Here is a 20,474-nt window from a genome sequence, read left to right as displayed (position 1 = left end):
TGAACTGGGAACCAGTTCAATGAATAGGAGGCAAGCAAGCGAAGGCGCGGTAGAGAGATGAAAAACTAAGCAATCTTAAGGAATAAGGAGAACGTGTCCAAACTTAGGGGGTTGAACCGCTTAAGGGGAATATTTCCCCTTATTTAACCTGAATGGAGTTCTATTTCGCATCTTAAAGGGAAAATTTCCCCTTATTTAAATTATGATTGGTTACTCAATTATTACCTTAACTAATTCACCCACTTTTCACTTAGACCTACTCCTTGCGATAAGGAAATTTGCCCATCCGTAGATGAACCAATAAAAAAACGCACCGTGAATTCACGGTGCGCTCTGTACCTTCCCAGTTATTCGTGGAAGAACATCTATTAATGTCCAGAAAGCTTAGCGCCTTCCTTATTATGGACAGCTAGTTTATCTATAAGATTCGAGCTTGCCTCGTTCATGCCTTTCAGCGTAACCACAGCACCAGAAGCTCTCAATTTCAGAACAATCCGGTCAATGGCGTTGACACCCGAATCATCCCATATATGGGCTTTGGAAAGGTCAATTTCAACCTTCTCCACTTTTTCATTGTAATCGAATGAAGCAATCAGGTCTGTTACTGACGCAAAGAAAATCTGTCCGGTAACCTGGTACACTTTTTGCCCTGTCTGCTTTTCAACAAATGAATGAACATGTACTTCCGAGATTTTAGCAGCAAAGAAAATCGCACTTAGGATAATCCCCGCAAAGACACCTTTGGACAAGTCATGGGTAACGACTACAACCGAGACTGTTACCACCATGACCAGTGAATCTGTGATAGGAGCCTTTTTCAGGGATTTCAATGAACCCCAGTCAAACGTACCAATAGATACCATGATCATAACTCCGACCAGTGCAGCCATCGGAATTTGCACCACAAGGTCTCCAAGTACCAGGATCAGGAACATCAGGAACACCCCTGCTACCAGAGCAGATAAACGTCCGCGCCCACCTGATTTGACGTTAATGACGGACTGGCCGATCATAGCACAGCCTGCCATGCCGCCGAAGAAGCCAGCAACGATGTTTGCAATCCCCTGTCCTTTACTTTCCTGGTTCTTATCACTTGCCGTGTCTGTCATGTCATCGACAATTGACGCGGTTAATAAAGATTCAAGAAGCCCGACCATCGCCAAAGCAATCGAATAAGGGAAGATGATAGCCAGTGTTTCAAGGTTGAACGGAATTTCCGGCACTAAGAATAACGGCAGGGACCTAGTCAGCTCTCCCATATCGCCAACCGTCTTGACTCCCAGTCCCCCAAAAATGACAATCATCGAGATGACGATAATGGCAATCAAGGGCGATGGAACAGCTTTTGTAAATCTAGGCAGAATATAAATAATGGCAAGCGCACCTGCAATCAGCGCGTACACCAGCATCCCTTCATCTAAAAAGTGAGGGACCTGTGCCATAAAGATCAGGATAGCCAGAGCATTTACGAAACCAACCATCACGGGACGAGGAATGAATTTCATATATCTTCCGAGCTTAAATACCCCGAAAAGAATCTGAAGGATACCCGTTAAAATCGTCGCAGCAAATAGATATTGAAGACCATGATCCGCGACTAACGTAACCATCAGTAAAGCCATTGCTCCGGTCGCAGCTGAAATCATTCCAGGTCGTCCACCGACAAAGGCTATCACAACAGCAATACAGAAGGAAGCATACAATCCTACCATCGGATCGACACCCGCAATGATGGAGAATGCGATCGCTTCCGGAATTAAAGCCAAGGCAACGACGATACCGGCAAGAACATCTCCTCTGATATTGCCAAACCATTCAGTTTTATAGTTTTTAAACAAAATCTGCACCTCTTTCCATGCTCTTTACGCACCTGTTATTTGCTAGGATACAGCGGTTCCTTCAGCCCCTCATGAAAACTTCTTCATCAATCAGAAAAGTTTCCATAGACAGCAGCAAATGATACGAAAATAGCACTCTAATAATATTTTTTTCTTTTCCCTTAGAAAAGACACCGACCAAAACATGAGTAATCATACCTTCTATCGAGAAACTTCACAAGGGGTTATGTAAGCGGTAATTTTATACGTTTACTTCAGTTCTCTTCATTTTTCTTTCACATTCGGAGTTATTCGGAGAAAATATCTTTTACAGAAGTTTAACTATTCAGAAATAAATCCGGTTTTTGAAGCCTTATCTTTACAATGGAACTGAGTAATTTTGCTATCCTATTCAAAGGAGGTTTTCAAAATGAGCTCAAACGCACCTATACATACGAAGTTTTACTACGGCTGGGTCATTGTCGCCATCGCTGGAATGGCTGTCTTTTTCTCAGGGCCCGGCCAAACTTATTCTGTTTCTGTATTCATCGACCGGTATATTGAAGATTTCGGCTGGAGCCGTTCTCAAGTTTCTTCTATTTATTCTGCTGCAACTTTGCTTTCTGGTTTATGTATGTTTTTTGTAGGCTGGTTCATTGACCGTTTTGGGCAGAGGCGAATGTTCGTATTGGTTGGCATCGGCCTTGCACTTGCCTGCCTGCTGAACAGTATGGTAGCGAATCTCACTATGCTTTTTATCGGTTTTTTCTTAATCAGGCTGTTTGGTCAAGGTTCCCTCACATTGATTCCGAACACCCTTGTTCCACAATGGTTTATATTGAAACGCGGTAAAGCTTTGAGCTTTATGGCAATCGGGGGGTTTGCAAGTTCAGCGGCGATTCCGCCTGTCAATGCTTGGCTCGTGTCTCAATACGGCTGGAGCTTCACGTGGACCGTATGGGCTGTGCTGCTTCTTATTGTGTTCACTCCGCTTGCTCTGTTTTTTGTGCGAAATAAACCTGAAGATATCGGTCTTCTTCCTGATGGAAGGCAGGTCAGGGCTAGTCTGGATGAAGAGGAAGAGGAGCTCGAGGATAACTGGACATTCGAGGAGGCAGTGAGGACAAAAGCATTTTGGCTTCTGTTATTCTGTGTGAGCATTCCAGCGCTGGTCAACACCGGCATAACCTTCCACCTCATTTCCATCTTCAAGTGGAATGACCTTTCTGCAGGTTCTGCCGCCATCGTACTTAGTTTGATGGCCCTTGTTGGCTTTCCGGTCACGCTGTTTGCCGGAAGGGTTCTGGATAAAGTAAAAGTCAATTACGTACTTGCCGGGATCTTCCTTGGAGAAATTATCTTTATTCTGTTCTTGTTTGTCACCAACACTCCTTGGCTGGCAATCGTTTTCGGTCTTCTATGGGGCATCAGCGGGGGCTTTGAAAGGATTGCATTGACCTATATCTGGCCTAGTTACTACGGCCGGGCAGCACTGGGGCGCATCAAAGGAACTGCAACAACCGTAATGGTACTTGGCTCTGCCTTTGGCCCTCCGCCATTCGGCTTTGCCTACGATACCTTTGGTGGCTACTCCGAAATCCTGCTGTTGACGCTGGTACTGCCTGCGATTGGAATCGCTTTCTCCCTGCTCGCCAAAAAGCCCGAGAGAGAAACTGCCTGATGCTGATATAAGTCGCTGCAACTCCAAGAGCAGTATACCGCCATTGCGTAAAACTACTTTCTCTTTGAACATGGCTCTGTTCCAGACGAGCAGCAATATTCAAACATCGCGCTTAACACAAAAAATCCCTGTACAGATAAAATGTACAGGGATTTTTTTCATTTCTATATTAGCACTTAGGGACGAAAGAGGCACCAACAATGATCAACAAGATGAACAACACGACGATCAATACAAAGTCCCCATATCCACGGGCTGGAGCCACAGGTGCACAATAACCATAAGATGGCGAAGTATACGCCGGAGAAACAGCTGTAGGAGCCATATTGACATTAGCCCCCATTACAGGTGCTGCATTTACATTTCCATACATTCTTTGTCACTTCCTTATAGGGCATATTTATCACTAACTATCATACTCCGCATGACCGGATTATGAGCCCGTCAACCTGAAAAATGGGTGAATGACTCGATTATGTGAACAGCCCTTTATTCAGGTAAGCACGATGGCGAATGCAGGATAATGAACTCTTGTTATGATGGACAACGATGTGCTGCTTGAATTTCCTGTTCCTCTGCACAGTTCCATATTGTTCTAAGTTGGTAAAAGACAGTCTGGTCACTAAATTTGCCAAATAGGCAGGCTGATTGCTATCCGGACTTCTGACTTCATTTAAAAATTCTATAATTTGATCAGAAGAGCTTATCCCGAAGCCATGCCCAAAAAATTGGCCATCTTCCAGCACAACCGCATTCACCCCTCTGTACCAGGGGTTTTCTGCACTGTAGTCCGGATTGTTAAAATAAACAACATCCCCCGGCAAGTAATGGTCACCATAGAAAGTATTGACTCCCAGATCCGGGTCGGCATGCCAGCTGTATAAATAGATGTCTTGAAAAAGAGAATTAAAGGCTGATGGACTGATGCTTTTCAATACAGCGTGATAAAAGATGATTACACAAGCCGTTGCACATTCGAACGCATAGAGCGCACTGTTTCTGTAAATATCCTGTACTGCTTCAGACGGTCTCACATCCTGCCGGAGTCTGAATCCGCCCGCAGCCGTCAAATCCCAATAGGCCGGATTACAAGCAGCATACTGAAAGGTCGTGAATACCACTTTGCTCTCGCTCATTTCCTTTGCACTCTCTATAATATTCCGGCGGGTTTTTAATTCAAATAATAGGTCCTTCATTGAAGGATAAGAATAAACGGTTTTGGCATCAAGGATTCTCTTCGCAATCTCTTCTTCGATAGTTTCCAAATTCAATGAGCCAACCTGCTGGATCTGCCTTCCTGCTACACTAATCATGAAATACCCCATCCCCAGCTGAAAGTATTTGTTACCACCTATCATATTCTTGCTGAAGGGTAAACATGTGATTTATATACAAAAGCGGAAGCGCCTTGTCCAGCCCCGACAGGCAAATGTTCCTCAGAGAAAAAAAGACGGAATTACCTTTTATTCTCGTTGGGTTATTTAATCCCAAGGGGATAGGTCGTTCTAGTGGATACGGATCCTACGGCGCTGCAGCTGGATGTGGATAATGAGGGTGATTGAATAATTTCATAGTCAATAAAAGAGGACGAAACTTATTATGGCTTCATCCTGATTGGAAATTTTTTGAAACACTCTTTTGGCCTCCTGTTGCAGAATTATTTTTATAAAGGTGTACAAATCTCAATATAATGTCCATCCGGGTCTTCAACATAGGCAACCACTTGGCCCCAAGGTTTTTCCGCCGGCTCAAGGAGAACAGTTACCCCTTCCTCCCTCAGCTTTTCAACAATTTCGTAGACATCCTTTGTGACCAGGCCGATTTCAAAAGTCTGTTCTTTCCGTTTCTTGTCCGGAATCGGCAATCCGGTGATTTCCCTCCCCGATTCTCTGGTATTGAAAGAAAGGGTAGTTCCGCCTGTTTCCAGCTCTATGTAAGTCCCTGCCTCCATTTTAATAGGAAGGCCCAGAAGGTCTCTGTAAAAGTGGATGGTGTTGGTTAAGTTCTCTACATACAAAATGATATAGCCTAGTTTAAGGTTCATCATAATCCTCCTTTTAATGTGTTCTTCTCAGTATTCGATTTTAGCAGCGGGATTCCTCTAATAAAGCCATTTTCTTTAGAGACACAGCAAGATATGGTTAAATATTAGTAGAAGTAATTTTCTGATTATAGATAGTAGGAGAGATAAAATAATGATCAAAGGACCAAAAGTAACATTGAGAATGACAGAACCGGAAGATCTGCCTGAATTATTCAAGCTCATATATGGTGAAGGTGATACTCTTCCAGAATGGAAAAACTGGGACGCTCCTTACTTTCCCTTCAGCAGGCCAAACTATAAATCTTACATAAAAGGTACGGCCAAAAAGATCAAAGAGGGAAAAGACAACCAAAGAATGGTCATACTGGTTGATGACGTCATTATCGGCACCGTCAATTATTACTGGGAAAATCAAGATACCAAGTGGCTTGAAGCCGGTATCGGGATATACCGCCCGGACTATTGGAATGGCGGATACGGAACCGAAGCTCTGGCCATGTGGGTAGAACATCTTTTCCAGACACTCGATATTCCCCGCGTCGGCATCACCACCTGGTCGGGTAACGAGCGGATGATGAAAGCTGCGGAGAAAGTCGGCATGATCCTTGAAGGACGATTAAGGAAATGCCGGTATTATAATGGAGAATATTACGATTCCATCCGGATGGGCATTCTCCGCGAAGAATGGGAAGAGAAGAAACCTGCGTTTTTGAGAGTGTGATTCTGTGGCTGGATTGAGCCGGGATCAGTTTCTGCTTTTTGAGCCTGCTCAGTCTCTGCTTTTTGAGCCGGGATCAGTTTCCGCTTTTTGAGCCTGGCTCAATTTCTGCTTTTTGAGCCTGGCTCAATTTCTGCTTTTTGAGCCTGGCTCAGTTTCCGCTTTTTGAGCCTGGCTCAATTCCTGCCTTTTGAGCCTGGCTCAATTTCTGCTTTTTGAGCCTGGCTCAGTTTCCGCTTTTTGAGCCTGGCTCAGTTTCCGCTTTTTGAGCCTGGCTCAGTTTCCGCTTTTTGAGCCTGGCTCAGTTTCCGCTTTTTGAGCCTGGCTCAATTCCTGCCTTTTGAGCCTGGCTCAGTTTCCGCTTTTTGAGCCAGGCTCAATTCCTGCCTTTTGAGCCTGGCTCATTTAGTTAGCACTTTTCTCCCTGTAATGCTTTAAAACACCAAAAGGGACTGTTTTCGCGCGCTAAGCACTAAAGAAACCAGATTAAGCACCCGGGCTTAATCTGGTTTTTTTAATTGATATGAAGGCTCCACTCTTTGGCCTTTTTGTCAAAGACGAAGTGGGCGTAGGGCTGTTTCGATGAACGCACTTGATAGTCTTCGTACATGGAGTCCATATGCATGTAATCACCCATCACCCATATCGGGACCTTGAGGTTTCCTCTGCCTTTAACCGTTTTTTCAAGAGAGATGGCCACTCCCTCTTTAATCTTTTCTTTGATTGTATAAATCACTTCTGTAGGAATGGGAGGAAGGCCGGTAATCTTTTGGCTTGGCAGGAGGCGTTTAAGCGACTTTTCCCCCGTTTGATGCAGAAGCTTCTTTGGGATGGAATTCCCCAACATGCTGTAAAAATCGTTTGTATAGCGGTAATAAACTTTATTGAACCAGCCGTCGTCATGTGCCAGATAAGCGAAGCGGTTATTCAGTTTTGAGTAAAAAGGAGAATTGAGGCTCTGCTTGGTGTGTCCCAAATAGAGTATTTCTGCAAGCTCCTGTCCGCTCAGCTGGTCGAGACCGTCCACTTCCTCAAAGTCGATCCAGCAGAAATCTCCATAACTGTATATGTTATCTCCCGCTAATTTACTGACTTCCTTTTTATTTGTATACTCCATCATTGTATTCATATTGAAAGAGCCGTGATCGAACTGATGCTTGATCATGAGCAAATGATTGAGAGGGTTCGGCAGGTTTTGCGAAAAATCACGAAACTCCAAACCGTAAGACATCACATATTGGAGCGTTTCATTTTGATGTACATAGATGACGTCTTTGAAATTACCGTTTTGTTTCAGTTGTACCACTTCCCTTATTTTGGAATCCGAGTTCATAACGTTAATTTTATCAAATTTTGGCGAAAATAATATTTTATTATCATTACATTTTTTCAACTCGGTTTATGATTATAATAGAAAATGTAACTTTTACCGAAATGAGGTCGGATCATGTATAAAACATTGCCTCAAGACCAGCTGACTCTGCTTACAATCAAAGCTCTTAAGGAGGGCAAGAAAAAGGAACTGCAGCAAATCTTAGAAGAACTGCAGCCGTACGATATGGCTTCTATTTATGCAGGCCTCCCGGAAAAGCACCAGGCTCGTTTTCTCCTTCAGTTAACCATACCCGTTCTGGCGGATATGATTCAGGAACTCTCTCCAGAAGAACAATTTTCTGCACTGCAAAAGGTTGGAAAAGAACGATCCGGCAAGGTTCTCGACGATATGGACAATGATGATATTGCCTCATTACTCGACAACATGTCTCCGGCGAGAGTTGAACAGTTTCTATCAGGGATGACGAAAGAGGAATCCGCGATTGTCCAGGACATGATGACTTACCCGCCGGAAACAGCAGGCCGGCTGATGACAAACCGGTTTGTCTGGATTCGGAACTATTATTCTGTCAGAGAAGCAGTTGAAAAATTAAAGTCTTTCGCCGATTTTGCGGAAACTATCAACTATTTGTATGTAGTTGATGAAGAACGGAAATTGGTCGGCGTCGTTTCATATAGAGACCTGCTCCTGGCCGAAGCGGAGCATCTGATAAAAGACATCATGTACACCCGTGTGATCGCAATCGGACTTGAAACCGACCAGGAAGAAGCTGCGAGACTGATTGAACGGTATGACTTTCTGGCCATTCCAGTCATTGATGAAGATGGAGTGTTAAAAGGAATCATTACATTTGATGACATCCTCGACGTGGTCATCCAGGAAGCAAATGAAGATATTGAAAAGTTATCAGCTTCCGGTAAAGCCATTGATTTTGATACCAAATCTCATGTCGCGGCTTACCGGCGGCTGCCATGGCTGATCCTGCTTCTATTTATCGGCTTGGTTTCCGGGAGTATAATCGCCTCTTTTGAAGAGACCCTTTCCAAAGCAGTGGCTCTCGCCTTCTTTATGCCAATGATTGCCGGAATGACCGGCAACACGGGTACACAATCCTTGGCGGTAGTGGTCCGCGGACTTGCCTCAAGGGATATCGATACAAAGACGGTAATGAAGTTGATCGGCCGGGAATTCTGGGTAGCCATGATTATCGGCATCACTTGTTCACTGTTGATAGCAGCAATAGCCTACGTGTGGCAGGGAAGCTTGATACTAGGGTTTGTTGTAGGAGCCTCCCTCTTGCTTACTCTCATTATCGGGACAATGGCCGGCACAGTGATTCCCTTGATTCTATATAAATTGAAAGTCGATCCCGCTGTTGCCTCGGGCCCCCTGATTACGACCATCAATGACATCCTGTCTCTGTTGATTTACTTTGGCATTGCTTCGTTCTTTATTAAATCATTGATGTAGCCATCCTTTTTCGCACTGTGTATATTTTACACAGTGCTTTGTTTGTTATGAGGAGCTGTTAATTGGGGGATTCGAGGGCGATGGACTGTATTTGGGATTTATGGGCTAGTGAGGTGGCGATTTCATCTGGAAAACGGTCTGCATTGGGACTTCGCGGGCCATTAAGATGGCCACTTCCACTGGATAACGGACCGCATCGGGACTTTGCGGGCCAGTGAGATGGCAATTTCCTCTGGATAACGGACCGCATCGAGACTTTGTGGGCCAGTGAGATGGCGATTCCCCCCGGATAACGGCCCGTATGAAACCCGGCTGCCATGTAAGTGTCATTTCTCAACTATCACCTCTTTTCCCGAAGAAAGGCAGAACCTCAGTGATAAAAGCTTTAAAATTCTATTTTCGGGTAATAGAAACACAGACTGAGACAGAGCTCATTATAAAATTCCTGCTAACTGATCATTGTTCATATAAAATATCTTTGTTAGAGTTAATTTGGAACTGGGCCATTAAGCGCAGTATGATCTTACAGGGGCCGGAGTCCGGGTTGTCCTAAACCGCTCTATTTCCCACCCAAAATTTTACTAACCGAAAACATTTTCAAATTTCACGTACTTACATTAAACTGTACTATAGAATTCAATTAGAAATTTAGGTGAATGCAAATGGAAACCCGTCAGCGTTTTTCAGATAAAATCGATTGGGGATTAATTTTTTTACTGTTTCTCTTTTTCATTGTCAGTGTCATCGCCATCAGCAGCGCGCAGACAACCGGGCAGTATGCAGGCTATAACTTTGTGTTTCTGCAAGCCCGTTGGTATATAGTCGGCTTTATCATTATTGGATTTGCATTATTGTTCGACCCTGATCAATACAGAAGGCTGGCCTGGTACGCTTATGGCTTCGGGCTGTTTTTACTCGCTATATTGATTGTTGCTCCTTCGAACATCGCGCCTGTCAGGAATGGTGCGAAAAGCTGGTTTGAACTGCCAGGGCTCGGATCGATTCAGCCTTCAGAATTCATGAAGACCTTTTTAATCCTTGCCCTCGCCAGAGTGATTAGCAGCCACCATGAGAACAATCCTAAGAAAACGTTAAAAACCGATTTCATTTTACTTGGAAAAATTGGAGTTGTTGCACTTATTCCGCTTGGATTGATTATGCAGCAGCCCGATTTGGGGACCTCACTCGTAATCATCGCAATTGTCAGCGGATTGATTCTTGTTTCTGGGGTTACATGGAAATTAATTGTTCCTATTTTTTCAGCTGCTGCTGCACTTGGTGGTACAATACTGGCACTCGTTGTATATGCTCCGCAAGTTTTGGAAAAATACCTTGGTGTTCAGCCTTATCAGTTCGGCCGTATCTATTCGTGGCTCGATCCTTATAACTATCAAAAACAAGAAGGTTACCACTTAGTCAACTCCTTGAAAGCCATTGGATCCGGGCAAGTATTCGGGAAAGGCTATCAGGATAAACAGGTGTATATTCCTGAAAACCATACCGATTTCATCTTCAGTGTCATCGGCGAAGAGTTCGGATTCATCGGTGCGAGTATCGTCATCAGTTTGTTCTTCCTGCTAATCTATCATTTGACGAAGACAGCACTTGATATCAAAGAGCCTTTCAGTGCCTATGTGTGTGCAGGGGTCATCAGTATGATCACCTTCCACGTCTTCCAAAATATCGGTATGACAATTCAGCTCCTGCCGATTACGGGTATCCCGCTTCCTTTCGTCAGTTATGGAGGAAGTGCGTTGATGGGAAACATGCTGGCTCTCGGATTGGTGTTCAGCATGAGGTTTTACCATAAAAACTATATGTTTTCTTCAGACGATTCTTAAATTTCGCCCCGGAAGGTTTCCTTTCCAGGGAGAAGTGTGTATAATACTCTCTAACAATATTAGTTCGATGACAAAGAGAGTAATTTCAAGGCCAGATCTTCAGAGAACCGGGAATGGTGGGAGCCCGGTGTTCCCCTTGAAATGAAGCGCACTTTGGAGAAGCATATCTGAACCATTAAGTAGGGTATGCCGGGTACATCCCGTTATCTGATGAGCTGCCCTGTTTGGGGAAGAAGAGTGGTACCGCGGGAAACCCGTCTCTATTTTTAGAGACGGGTTTTTTTGTATCCTCAGAAGCTCTTGTCATCCAACACTCACTACTACCGGAGGTGGAAATCATGAATTTAAACGACTTTTATGCCGGCCTGCTGGAGAAGCACCTGGACGGCGACATGAGCAAAGAAGAGATTATAGGAGTAATTGAAACACCAAAGTTTACCCACCAGGGAGATCTTTCGTTTCCTTGTTTTCAACTGGCCAAAAAGAAAAAGCAGTCTCCTGCAGCTATCGCAGGCAGCTTAGCAGTTTCCCTAAAAAGCTCTTTCCTGGTAAAAACAGAAGCCGCTGGACCCTATGTGAACATCTTTTTCAACGGGAAAACCACAGGAGCCAAAATCATGAAAGAAATCCTTGCTCAGGGAGACGAATTTGGCAGACACCACTTTGGAAAAAACAAGGTCATCACCATCGATATGTCTTCACCCAATATCGCCAAGCCATTCTCCATGGGGCACCTGCGTTCAACCGTCATCGGCAATTCGATTGCTTTAATCGCTGAAAAATGCGGCTATGAAACCGTGAAAATCAATTATATCGGTGATTGGGGCACCCAGTTCGGGAAGTTGATTACTGCCTACAAGAAATGGGGAGATGAGAATAAAGTTAAGGAAAATCCCATCCCCGAGCTTTTCAGTCTTTATAAAAAATTCCATGAAGAAGCTGAAACTGATCCATCTCTCAATGATGAGGGAAGAAAAGCGTTCAAACAACTCGAAGACGGAGATCCTGAGACTGTAGAGCTTTGGACTTGGTTCAAAGATGAATCTCTATCCGCCTTCCAGGAAATTTATAACCTGCTAGGTGTCTCCTTTGACTCCTACCATGGCGAATCTTTTTACAATGACAAAATGGAAGCTGCAGTGGAAATGATTAAAGAGAAAGGGCTGCTTGAAACATCGGATGGTGCAGAGGTTGTCCGGCTTGACGAAGAAGGCCTTCCTCCTTCCCTCATAAAAAAATCGGATGGCGCGACCCTCTATGCGACCCGGGATATCGCCGCAGCTCTTTACAGAAAAAAGACTTATGATTTCTCCCACGCCCTTTATGTCGTCGGCCAGGAGCAGACGATCCACTTCCGCCAATTGTTTGCTGTGCTGGAAAAGCTCGAAATGCCTTGGGCTGAAAAGATGGTTCATGTACCATTCGGCCTGTTCCTTCAAGGCGGAAAAAAAATGTCCACAAGAAAAGGACGGGTCACCCTCCTTGAGGAGGTATTGAAGGAAGCCATCAGCATGGCGTCCAGCAATATTAAAGAGAAAAATCCCGACTTGGAGAATGCCGAACAAACGGCACGTGAGGTGGGTACAGGTGCAGTGATATTTCATGATCTTAAAAATGACCGGATGAATGATGTGGAGTTTTCATTGGAGGATATGCTTACTTTCGAGGGGGAAACCGGTCCATATGTTCAATATACACACGCGAGAGCTCAATCACTGTTGAGAAAAGCGGGAGCACTGCAGCAGAAAGATTTCTCGGGCCTGGAAGACCCGGAAAGCTGGGAGTTGATTAAAACGCTGAACAAATACCCGGAGATAGTGGAAGAAGCTTATAAAAACTACTCCCCGTCCATAGTCGCAAAATATATTTTATCTGTCAGCAAAGCCTTCAATAAGTATTATGGAAAAACAAGAATTCTGGAGGAAAATGAAGAGTTATCTTCACGTCTATTGCTGGTGAAATCTGTCACCGATATCCTTTGCGACGGATTGAGCCTTCTCGGCATTAAAGCTCCAACAAAAATGTAAGTTGTCGATATTTCCCGAGAAATTTTTTGTGAATTCTCAGGTGTTTAAATAGAAAGCCATTATTAACTTTTAAAAAAAAGGCTTCTGCTTTTTTTCTCTAGCTCAATGTCCCAAAGACATTAAACCCTGAATATAAAAGCCCCATCTGCTCGTATACAATACGAGCAGATGGGACTTCAGATATAGCTTGTACTATGAATATTCGATACGTCCCAGCAGCCTTGCAAAGAATAAACCTATGAGGAACGTAATCACACTTGCAATAATAAGACCGGTTTCTTCCGGGATTCCCGGATAGATAACAACGATAGACCCTACGACAAGCCCGATAATGAGGGCATAGGTCGCTGATGAGTACTTTTCCAGGAAGAACTTGATTACTTTACTCATCAGGATAATTCCGAACAGAATTCCCAGTCCAACGACAAAAATGATGTCGAGCTGAAAATTGGAAATACCGCTGATGACAGTCGAATATACACCGATGATCAGCAAAATGAAAGAACCGCTGATGCCAGGCAGGATCATTGCGGCGCTTGCGATAAAGCCAGAGAAAAACAGCATGGTGTAAGTTCCTGCCGTCATTTCCTGGATCACTGCTGTTTCTTCCGATTTGAAGAACACCATGGATGCTACAATGACAGCACCAATCAGGAGGAGCACATAATGAGCCGGCTTAAAGTTATATTTCATCTCTGACTTCTTTGCCAGATATGGAATCACTCCAATGATCAATCCCATGAATAAAAATTGTGTCGGCGCTGGATAGTGTTCAAAAAGCCATTCAATCAGCCTTGCCAGCAGCAGAATAGATGTTACCACTCCCATACCAAGTGGGATTAAGAACCTTAAGTGTGTTTTCCATTCCCTGCTGAAAATTCCGTTGATGGCTGCGATTAAACGGTCATATATTCCAAGCATGACAGCGATCGTTCCGCCGCTCACACCTGGAATCACATCACTCGCACCCATAATCATACCTCTATATATATTTTTCCATTCCCACATTCTATGGTCTCCTTTATCCTTCTAAACTTTTAATTTCAAAAACTTGTTCAATGTCCTACCACATTTTATCATCATTAGAGATAATTTTCTATTCGCGATTTACTCTTGCCCCCAGGATAAAAATTAAAAGCAATTCAATTCAGGGCGCTTTACGAATTCCTGCATCCTGGACTGAACTGCTTGAAAATCAACCTGCTGTTTCTTTTCTTTCTTCTTCCCCTACGATGAAAGGGATATGGTGTTTCATTACTTCCATTCTTGTTGGAGTTTCTGTATAAACTTCTCCGTCCATATCGATATTTTGGAGCGGTGAAGTGCTTATCGATGCTTGGTGTGCTTGAAAATGCAGGATATCTCCACTTTTTTCATTCAGCTTGCCGGTACCTTTGGCAGCCATCAGCTCTTTTAGCAGCTTGAATCCTGCTTCTTTAATGATGAATATATCTACTACGCCGTCATTATACTTCTGCGGAGGCAGTGGCAGCTCACTGGTGCCAATGAACCGTCCATTTGCCACGAACACCATGACTGCCTCTTCTTCAACAGCCTGTCCATCAATCTCTGCTTGAAAGGTGAAGACTTTCGCTTCCTGCAAAGTTTGAAAGGCACTGAGATAATAACTCAGCTTGCCAAATACCCCTTTTACAGCCTCGTTGACATTTCGGGAAGCATCCGCGATGATTCCGACTCCCCAGAAGTTAGAAAAGTACCGATCGTTGGCTTTGACGATATCGATGTCTTCTGTGGCACCATGCTTGATCAGCTGTGCAGCCTGCTTGATATCCTGGGGAATCCTTAGTGAGCGGCTGAAGTCATTGCATGTCCCAGCTGGAAGAATGGCGGTTTTCGGCCTGACCGGAAGCTCTGCCAATCCATTGATGCACTCATGGACAGTGCCGTCTCCCCCAAGGATGATGAGGAGGTCGTAGCTTCCCCCTTTCTCCCTGCATACCCGTTCTGCATCCGATTTATCTTTGGTACCGTAAAGCGTCAATTCATCACAGCATGAAGACAGCTCACCTATGCAGTTACCCAAGGTCGCATCCATATCTTCCTGACCAGCTTTTCCATTATAGATAAGTAAAGCATTTTTATATCGATTCATAATAAACTTCAGCCCCTAACTGATTAGACTCCTATACTGTTAAACATACCACTTTTACTCAATAAAAAAACACCTAACAAATGTTAGATGCGGGTCAGGCTGTATTCGAATCATCTCGGGGAACCGTTTTCATGGCTTTGTAAGCAAAGGCCAATCTTCCTTTGATATAAGACTGCGGGTCATAGGCTATGTTTTCGTTTTTGATTCTCGAAATTTCCACCTCTGCAAAGGTGCCAAGGGCCCGGCATATGTTATCCAATGCCATTTTAAGCGCTTGCGGATCATTTGCCAGCTTTCTGTTCATACATTGGTATGACAGTTCATCTGCCTTTCGTCTGATCGCTTTAAGCGTCTCTACATCAAACATGGATTCAGTCATATTTTTCCCTCCCCTTCCTCATTAGATTATATCGGAAGGAAGGATTGATTATGTCTGTCCCACATTTCATTTTTATGAATCATGCGACAATGTTTTCGGCAAAGGCTGCAGGCTTTTCAGTGATTGAAAGACTTCCATCCTGGATTTGGTCTTTGTAATGTTAACACCGACTTTCGAGAGCTTCGAAACGATTTTCTTCATCCGTTCATTTTCGTTTGCCACTTTGTACACCCTCTCATAAAATTGTCTCTACTGATAATACGAATGAATCCAGAATTGGTTTCATTTCTTTTCCGAAACTTTTAATTCCATTTTATATTACCACTTCTAAACCTTTTTAACCTTATTTTGAATATTTTTTAACTTTTTCTTTTGTTTTTATTCCTTTAAGATTTGGTGCACTAAATCTGCGGGTTAAAGGCATGTTACACTGCCCGCCTTCCGATCCTGTGTAGTTGGGGAAGGCCGGATTTACAAGCTTCTCTCTATATCTAAATTTGATAACTTCTTACGGCATGACTTTTGATTTTCATGCTGTTTATACACGACCTTTACTGCATCAAACCCACTCAGCGATGGCTTTCATGCTGTTTATACACGACCTTTACTGCATCAAACACACTCAGCGATGGCTTTCATGCTGTTTAAACGCGCCTTTTACTGCATCAAACACACTCAGCGATGGCTTTCATGCTGTTTATACACGATCTTTACTGCATCAAACACACTCAGCGATGGCTTTCATGCTGTTTATACACGACCTTTACTGCATCATACACACTCAGCGATGGCTTTCATGCTGTTTAAACGCGCCTTTTACTGCATCAAACACACTCAGCGATGGCTTTCATGCTGTTTAAACGCGCCTTTTACTACACCGAATTTCTGCAGCGAAAACCAAGTAACCTTTTCCGCTCAACTCTTCTCGACACCAACAATTATTTTTTTAAAAAAGCCCACATAAATAATGAAGAATTAGACAACATAAGTATCATGAAAACTAAAATTCTTTCAATTGTCGTTCTGTTGTCTTTTGCTTTTGGGTTAATTACTCCGACTATCTCTCACGCAGCTGATGCCTATACTGTACAGAGTGGTGATACTCTTTGGAAAATCTCCAAGAAGTATCAAATCGGGCTTTCTGAAATCATCAATGCGAATACTCAAATTCAGGATCCTGACCTTATTTACCCTGGACAGAAGATCTCCATCCCGAATAAAGACGCCGTCAAAGGGATTGAAGGTGAAGTCATCAAGCTTACGAATCAGGAACGTGCCAAGAATGGCCTTTCCCCTCTTCGTGCTGATTGGCAGCTTTCAAGGGTGGCGCGTTACAAATCTGCAGACATGAGAGATAAAGGGTATTTTTCACATACGAGCCCAACGTATGGATCTCCGTTTACTATGATGAAAAGTTTCAACATCAACTACCGCGCCGCAGCTGAAAACATTGCCGCCGGCCAGCCTAGTGCACAATCAGTGGTACAGGCCTGGATGGAAAGCCCCGGCCACAGAAAAAATATTTTGACACCGAGCTATACTCATATCGGGGTCGGATATGTGAAGGGTGGATCCTACGGGTCCTACTGGACACAGATGTTCATTCAAAAATAAGGAGCTGACTCGCAAACAGAGCTGTCATATATGCAGCTCTGTTTGTTTTTGTCCTAATTATCTTCTCCGGGCATATATATGTAGTAAAAAAACCGGGGAGGAAATAAATTGAAAAAACTTATAATGCTCTTAGGGTGTATGTTAACCTTGCTCACCCTTCCCCTATCTTCAACAACCGCCTTTGCAGATGATCCTATCATCAAAAGTATTGATGAAAAACTGGAGAAGACTGACTCCTATTATCAAAAAGGTTCTGCGGGTGTAAAAGATTTCATTGACCTCACCATGGAAGTGGCAATTAATGAAGATGAGGTGGAATCACAGAAAGTGAAGATGGTTTTTGTGAAGTATAAGATCGACCGTGACACTATATTCCATTTTAATAAGCAAGAGATATTTTACTATAGTCTCGACAATGAGGCGCTCCTGGAAAATGGTTCCGTCATTGGAAACGGAGAATCCAAGGAGTTTATCGCTTCCCATCATGATGATTACCGCAAACAAATAAGTCCCGGATCATTGGTTTTGATCCTCACACTCATATTTGGGTCAGTGCTAGTATTCCCATATGTAATTTTCCTTGTTCAGAGAAATACTCCTTCTGATGAACGGTACCACTATGATCTGTAGCAGGAGACTCCTGATAGATTTTGAAGGATTCAAAACAGAAACAGAATTAAACTTGCGATACCCTCCTTACTAATTATGTACTGACCTATCGAACTCAAGGGGAAACCAGCATGAGAGTAGGTGACGTGATGACACCACATGCAGAAGCGTGTTCGGCACAAGACTCATTCCAATGAGTTCGTTAGGTGTCGGAGCCCTTCCTGTTGTTCAAAATGGACAGGTAGTCGGTATGGTAGCAGACCTTGACCTAGTTGTCAGAGGGTTATCTCATAATGAAACTGCTGGTACAATTCCAGGTGTGATTGTCTGTTGTAACCATTTCTCCCGAAGCTTCTGTTGAAGAAGATGAAGCTTTAATGCCTCAACATCAAGTCCGCCGCCTTCCAGTTGTGGAAAATGGTAACCTGGTCGGCATGCTTGCATTGGGCGACCTGGCAGTACAGCAGCAATCGGATCAAAAAGCCGGTGCTGCCCTTAGTGAAATTTTCGAAAAAGATCACCTTCATTAAGCAAGGCAAACGTCCGTTTTCAAACGGGCGTTTTATAATGGCACTGATTGCTGCGCACCACTAGTTATGGTTATTTTTTCATTCAGAGGGAGGATTTTACGTTTTTTTGTCGAAATCCTTTGTATCTGATGAATACAAAGGAGGCAAATCCATGCGTTCTGCAAAACAATCCCGTCGTGCTCCGCGCAGCTACAGGCGTGAAAAGCACAAGACTGCTATGCTTGATAACTTTGTCGATTTCCTCTATATGATGATCGGCATCACCATGATCACATGCGTTCTGCTGCTTGTATTAAACTATGGTGTTTAAGTCAGCTTTGACCGCCTCTTTAAAAGCCTCCAAAGCCAATTCATGTTCGTCGATTACATAAGGAATTTCAGCATGCTCCACCCATATCCGGCAAGTCGACTCGTTATTCCTTATAAAAGGGAATACCTCCTCAATATCCATGCGGTAAAACACCTGGTACCCAATCAAAGGGTACTTTCCTTTTGGGTTGAATTCAGGATTATTTTCATGGCTCACTTCAATTAATCCAATTCTAGTGGTTCTGCCTTTTACACAGCCTTCTTCCAGCACTTCTCTATGGAAGGCTTCTTCAGGGGTTTCGCCAGCTTCTATATGCCCACCCGGAAAAGTGAACCCTCTCCCTTTTATATGAACAAGAAGAACCTTTCCTTGTTCGAAGCAGCATCCGTGAACACTTGTGATTTTCTCCAGAGGAGGCATAGGTGCCTGGGCTCTCCAAGTCAACTCTACCTGACTGTTTCCCCACTGCGCCTGGATCCTCCTGCTCATACACTTCTCTCCAGAGCCGGTACTTTCCACAAACGAGTCACTGATTTAAGCTCCTGCCCTTCCAATTCGAGTTTATATATATCGGGTTTTGTCGTGCTCTGCCAAAAATCGATGGTTCCATAATCGGAGTTTAAGGCACCCATAATAATGGTCATCACGTGTCCGTGGATTCCGATGGCCGCGCTCCGGCCCTCACACTTCTCCAATACCTCCTGAAAAGCCGCAGTTCCCCTGGCTCTCACTTCATTATTGGTTTCTCCGCCAGGTAAACAAAGATCAGGATTTTCAAAAACTTTCCGCATAGCATCCTGTGGGTTTTCAATTATGTAATCCTTTGCTGCCAGGTCTCTTTCACGAAAACGCTCATCCACTTGTATCTTCAGATCGCGTTCATCAGCTAACCCTTGAACAGTTTGGATGGCTCTAGTATAGGAACTGGAATATACGGCATCGATCTTCTCAGACTTTAAAATGTCCTTTACACGCACCGCATCGGCCATCCCTTGCACGGATAAGCCTCGGGTCTCTTCCTCTTCCAGATTAAAGACCGAGTGAGCATGCCTTATCATATAAATGACTGTCATCCTTCCTCACCTATCCTTTCAACAACCAAATTCGTCATTAAACCGTTGATTCCTGCTTTTTGTATTTATTTTCTTTAAGCTGTTTTCCGCTAGGTTTGTGGCTGCTTTAAAATTAATAGATTTCTGCTCAAGGTGGATGGTTATCCTTCCAGAGACCACTTGTATTATCAAATCTGGTGGGTATGGGTCTCTTAGAGGGCCCTTGAGACCACTTGGGGGTTATTTTTAAAATGTATGGGCCTCTAGAAAAGCTTTAGACACCACTTGGACGCTTAAACCTGATGGGTACTGGTCTCTTAGAGGGCCCTTGAGACCACTTGGGGGTTATTTTTTAAATGTATGGGTCTCTAGAAAAGCTTTAGACACCTCTTGGAAGCTTAAACCTGATGGGTATGGGTCTCTTAGAGGGCCCTTGAGACCACTTGGGGCTTTTTTTAAAAATGTATGGGTCTCTAGAAAAGCTTTAGACACAACTTGGACGCTCAAACCTGATGGGTACTGGTCTCTTGGAGGGCCCTTGAGACCACTTGGGGGTTATTTTTAAAATGTATGGGTCTCTAGAAAAGCTTTAGACACCACTTGGACGCTCAAACCTGGTGGGTACTGGTCTCTTAGAGGGCCCTTGAGACCACTTGCGGCTTTTTTTAAAAATGTACGGGTTTCTAGAAAAGTTTTAGACACCACTTGGACGCTCAAACCTGGTGGGTACTGGTCTCTTAGAGGGCCCTTGAGACCACTTGAGGCTTATTTTTTAAATGTATGGGGCTCTAGAAAAGCTTTAGACACAACTTGGACGCTCAAACCTGATGGGTATGGGTCTCTTAGAGGGCCCTTGAGACCACTTAGGGCTCTTTTAAAAAATGTATGGGTCTCTAACAGAGCTTTAGACATTTAGACACCACTTGGACGCTT

General features: G+C 43.8%; 22 protein-coding genes and 1 other annotated feature. Of the genes, 10 read left to right on the top strand and 12 right to left on the bottom strand.

Annotated elements, in window-relative coordinates:
• Positions 1-368: 368 nt before the first annotated feature.
• Positions 369-1,841, bottom strand: a complete 1,473-nt coding sequence (locus FZC79_RS19245) for a SulP family inorganic anion transporter (RefSeq protein ID WP_435873958.1) — start codon at positions 1,839-1,841, stop codon at positions 369-371.
• A gap of 406 nt (positions 1,842-2,247) precedes the next feature.
• Between FZC79_RS19245 and FZC79_RS19240 the strand changes: the two genes are divergently transcribed.
• Positions 2,248-3,498, top strand: coding sequence for an MFS transporter (locus FZC79_RS19240; protein WP_148948355.1), 1,251 nt, complete (start codon positions 2,248-2,250; stop codon positions 3,496-3,498).
• Positions 3,499-3,667: 169 nt separating this feature from the next.
• Here the strand turns inward: FZC79_RS19240 and FZC79_RS24090 are convergent, their stop codons facing one another.
• The 3 genes from FZC79_RS24090 to FZC79_RS19225 form a co-directional block, all read right to left on the bottom strand.
• On the bottom strand, positions 3,668-3,823 hold the full coding sequence (locus tag FZC79_RS24090) for a YjcZ family sporulation protein (RefSeq protein WP_397541142.1): 156 nt from the start codon (positions 3,821-3,823) through the stop codon (positions 3,668-3,670).
• A 148-nt stretch (positions 3,824-3,971) separates the two neighbouring features.
• On the bottom strand, positions 3,972-4,811 hold the full coding sequence (locus FZC79_RS19230; RefSeq protein ID WP_187442894.1) for a protein-glutamine gamma-glutamyltransferase: 840 nt from the start codon (positions 4,809-4,811) through the stop codon (positions 3,972-3,974).
• 350 nt (positions 4,812-5,161) lie between these two features.
• Positions 5,162-5,542 (bottom strand): VOC family protein, encoded by a 381-nt coding sequence (locus tag FZC79_RS19225; protein WP_148948354.1) that lies wholly within the window; start codon positions 5,540-5,542, stop codon positions 5,162-5,164.
• A 151-nt stretch (positions 5,543-5,693) separates the two neighbouring features.
• Here FZC79_RS19225 and FZC79_RS19220 point away from each other — a divergent pair, with 151 nt between their 5' ends.
• On the top strand, positions 5,694-6,263 hold the full coding sequence (locus FZC79_RS19220; RefSeq protein WP_148948353.1) for a GNAT family N-acetyltransferase: 570 nt from the start codon (positions 5,694-5,696) through the stop codon (positions 6,261-6,263).
• A gap of 511 nt (positions 6,264-6,774) precedes the next feature.
• Here the strand turns inward: FZC79_RS19220 and FZC79_RS19215 are convergent.
• A complete protein-coding gene (locus FZC79_RS19215) occupies positions 6,775-7,566 on the bottom strand; it encodes a hypothetical protein (protein ID WP_252183401.1) in 792 nt (263 codons plus the stop codon).
• 141 nt (positions 7,567-7,707) lie between these two features.
• On the opposite strand from FZC79_RS19215, the gene mgtE reads away from it, so the two are divergent.
• Positions 7,708-9,066: a magnesium transporter gene (gene mgtE, locus FZC79_RS19210; RefSeq protein ID WP_148948351.1), complete on the top strand. Its 1,359-nt coding sequence runs from the start codon at positions 7,708-7,710 to the stop codon at positions 9,064-9,066.
• A gap of 58 nt (positions 9,067-9,124) precedes the next feature.
• On the opposite strand, the gene FZC79_RS19205 is transcribed toward mgtE, so the two are convergent.
• On the bottom strand, positions 9,125-9,403 hold the full coding sequence (locus FZC79_RS19205; RefSeq protein ID WP_148948350.1) for a hypothetical protein: 279 nt from the start codon (positions 9,401-9,403) through the stop codon (positions 9,125-9,127).
• 325 nt (positions 9,404-9,728) lie between these two features.
• Here FZC79_RS19205 and FZC79_RS19200 point away from each other — a divergent pair, with 325 nt between their 5' ends.
• Positions 9,729-10,907, top strand: coding sequence for an FtsW/RodA/SpoVE family cell cycle protein (locus tag FZC79_RS19200; RefSeq protein ID WP_187442893.1), 1,179 nt, complete (start codon positions 9,729-9,731; stop codon positions 10,905-10,907).
• A 58-nt stretch (positions 10,908-10,965) separates the two neighbouring features.
• Positions 10,966-11,172, top strand: a binding site (T-box leader).
• Positions 11,173-11,245: 73 nt separating this feature from the next.
• A complete protein-coding gene (gene argS / locus FZC79_RS19195; RefSeq protein WP_148948348.1) occupies positions 11,246-12,934 on the top strand; it encodes an arginine--tRNA ligase in 1,689 nt (562 codons plus the stop codon).
• Between the two features lie 192 nt (positions 12,935-13,126).
• Here the strand turns inward: argS and FZC79_RS19190 are convergent, their stop codons facing one another.
• The 4 genes from FZC79_RS19190 to FZC79_RS23380 form a co-directional block, all read right to left on the bottom strand.
• On the bottom strand, positions 13,127-13,942 hold the full coding sequence (locus tag FZC79_RS19190) for a DUF368 domain-containing protein (RefSeq protein WP_187442892.1): 816 nt from the start codon (positions 13,940-13,942) through the stop codon (positions 13,127-13,129).
• 187 nt (positions 13,943-14,129) lie between these two features.
• Positions 14,130-15,047 carry a diacylglycerol/lipid kinase family protein gene (locus tag FZC79_RS19185; RefSeq protein ID WP_148948347.1) on the bottom strand — a complete coding sequence of 306 codons (918 nt, stop codon included), beginning with the start codon at positions 15,045-15,047 and terminating at the stop codon, positions 14,130-14,132.
• A gap of 94 nt (positions 15,048-15,141) precedes the next feature.
• Positions 15,142-15,426, bottom strand: a complete 285-nt coding sequence (locus FZC79_RS19180) for a hypothetical protein (protein ID WP_252183400.1) — start codon at positions 15,424-15,426, stop codon at positions 15,142-15,144.
• A 72-nt stretch (positions 15,427-15,498) separates the two neighbouring features.
• Positions 15,499-15,648, bottom strand: a complete 150-nt coding sequence (locus tag FZC79_RS23380; RefSeq protein ID WP_187442897.1) for an Lmo0850 family protein — start codon at positions 15,646-15,648, stop codon at positions 15,499-15,501.
• 771 nt (positions 15,649-16,419) lie between these two features.
• Between FZC79_RS23380 and safA the strand changes: the two genes are divergently transcribed.
• The 5 genes from safA (at position 16,420) to FZC79_RS23375 (ending at position 18,489) form a co-directional block, all read left to right on the top strand.
• Positions 16,420-17,040, top strand: coding sequence for a SafA/ExsA family spore coat assembly protein (gene safA / locus FZC79_RS19175; protein WP_148948380.1), 621 nt, complete (start codon positions 16,420-16,422; stop codon positions 17,038-17,040).
• A 108-nt stretch (positions 17,041-17,148) separates the two neighbouring features.
• Positions 17,149-17,670: a hypothetical protein gene (locus FZC79_RS19170; RefSeq protein ID WP_148948346.1), complete on the top strand. Its 522-nt coding sequence runs from the start codon at positions 17,149-17,151 to the stop codon at positions 17,668-17,670.
• A 172-nt stretch (positions 17,671-17,842) separates the two neighbouring features.
• On the top strand, positions 17,843-18,010 hold the full coding sequence (locus FZC79_RS23685; RefSeq protein WP_252183399.1) for a hypothetical protein: 168 nt from the start codon (positions 17,843-17,845) through the stop codon (positions 18,008-18,010).
• Positions 18,011-18,026: 16 nt separating this feature from the next.
• Entirely contained in the window at positions 18,027-18,179 is a 153-nt protein-coding gene (locus FZC79_RS23680; RefSeq protein ID WP_252183398.1) for a hypothetical protein, read from the top strand.
• Positions 18,180-18,330: 151 nt separating this feature from the next.
• A complete protein-coding gene (locus FZC79_RS23375; RefSeq protein ID WP_187442891.1) occupies positions 18,331-18,489 on the top strand; it encodes a hypothetical protein in 159 nt (52 codons plus the stop codon).
• On the opposite strand, the gene FZC79_RS19160 is transcribed toward FZC79_RS23375, so the two are convergent.
• Together FZC79_RS19160 and FZC79_RS19155 are read right to left on the bottom strand one after the other, a co-directional pair.
• Positions 18,472-18,978 carry an NUDIX hydrolase gene (locus tag FZC79_RS19160; RefSeq protein ID WP_148948345.1) on the bottom strand — a complete coding sequence of 169 codons (507 nt, stop codon included), beginning with the start codon at positions 18,976-18,978 and terminating at the stop codon, positions 18,472-18,474. The genes FZC79_RS23375 and FZC79_RS19160 overlap by 18 nt on opposite strands.
• Positions 18,975-19,562, bottom strand: coding sequence for a histidine phosphatase family protein (locus FZC79_RS19155; RefSeq protein WP_148948344.1), 588 nt, complete (start codon positions 19,560-19,562; stop codon positions 18,975-18,977). Before FZC79_RS19155 ends, FZC79_RS19160 begins: the two co-directional genes overlap by 4 nt.
• Positions 19,563-20,474 lie beyond the last annotated feature (912 nt).

Origin of the sequence: Rossellomorea vietnamensis, assembly GCF_008180615.1 — a bacterium.
GTDB lineage: Bacteria > Bacillota > Bacilli > Bacillales > Bacillaceae_B > Rossellomorea > Rossellomorea vietnamensis_D.
The sequence above is the reverse complement of the archived record's forward strand: the minus strand, read 5'-3'. Positions and strand labels throughout refer to the sequence as shown.

Bases quoted from the DNA above. Each gene is read 5' to 3' on its own strand.
- FZC79_RS19240 (WP_148948355.1), top strand. From the start codon at position 2,248: ATGAGCTCAAACGCACCTATACATACGAAGTTTTACTACGGCTGGGTC.
- FZC79_RS24090 (WP_397541142.1), bottom strand. From the start codon at position 3,823: ATGGCTCCTACAGCTGTTTCTCCGGCGTATACTTCGCCATCTTATGGT.
- FZC79_RS19230 (WP_187442894.1), bottom strand. From the start codon at position 4,811: ATGATTAGTGTAGCAGGAAGGCAGATCCAGCAGGTTGGCTCATTGAAT.
- FZC79_RS19225 (WP_148948354.1), bottom strand. From the start codon at position 5,542: ATGAACCTTAAACTAGGCTATATCATTTTGTATGTAGAGAACTTAACC.
- FZC79_RS19220 (WP_148948353.1), top strand. From the start codon at position 5,694: ATGATCAAAGGACCAAAAGTAACATTGAGAATGACAGAACCGGAAGAT.
- mgtE (WP_148948351.1), top strand. From the start codon at position 7,708: ATGTATAAAACATTGCCTCAAGACCAGCTGACTCTGCTTACAATCAAA.
- FZC79_RS19200 (WP_187442893.1), top strand. From the start codon at position 9,729: ATGGAAACCCGTCAGCGTTTTTCAGATAAAATCGATTGGGGATTAATT.
- argS (WP_148948348.1), top strand. From the start codon at position 11,246: ATGAATTTAAACGACTTTTATGCCGGCCTGCTGGAGAAGCACCTGGAC.
- FZC79_RS19190 (WP_187442892.1), bottom strand. From the start codon at position 13,942: ATGTGGGAATGGAAAAATATATATAGAGGTATGATTATGGGTGCGAGT.
- FZC79_RS19185 (WP_148948347.1), bottom strand. From the start codon at position 15,047: ATGAATCGATATAAAAATGCTTTACTTATCTATAATGGAAAAGCTGGT.
- FZC79_RS19180 (WP_252183400.1), bottom strand. From the start codon at position 15,426: ATGACTGAATCCATGTTTGATGTAGAGACGCTTAAAGCGATCAGACGA.
- safA (WP_148948380.1), top strand. From the start codon at position 16,420: ATGAAAACTAAAATTCTTTCAATTGTCGTTCTGTTGTCTTTTGCTTTT.
- FZC79_RS23685 (WP_252183399.1), top strand. From the start codon at position 17,843: ATGAGTTCGTTAGGTGTCGGAGCCCTTCCTGTTGTTCAAAATGGACAG.
- FZC79_RS23680 (WP_252183398.1), top strand. From the start codon at position 18,027: ATGCCTCAACATCAAGTCCGCCGCCTTCCAGTTGTGGAAAATGGTAAC.
- FZC79_RS23375 (WP_187442891.1), top strand. From the start codon at position 18,331: ATGCGTTCTGCAAAACAATCCCGTCGTGCTCCGCGCAGCTACAGGCGT.
- FZC79_RS19160 (WP_148948345.1), bottom strand. From the start codon at position 18,978: ATGAGCAGGAGGATCCAGGCGCAGTGGGGAAACAGTCAGGTAGAGTTG.
- FZC79_RS19155 (WP_148948344.1), bottom strand. From the start codon at position 19,562: ATGACAGTCATTTATATGATAAGGCATGCTCACTCGGTCTTTAATCTG.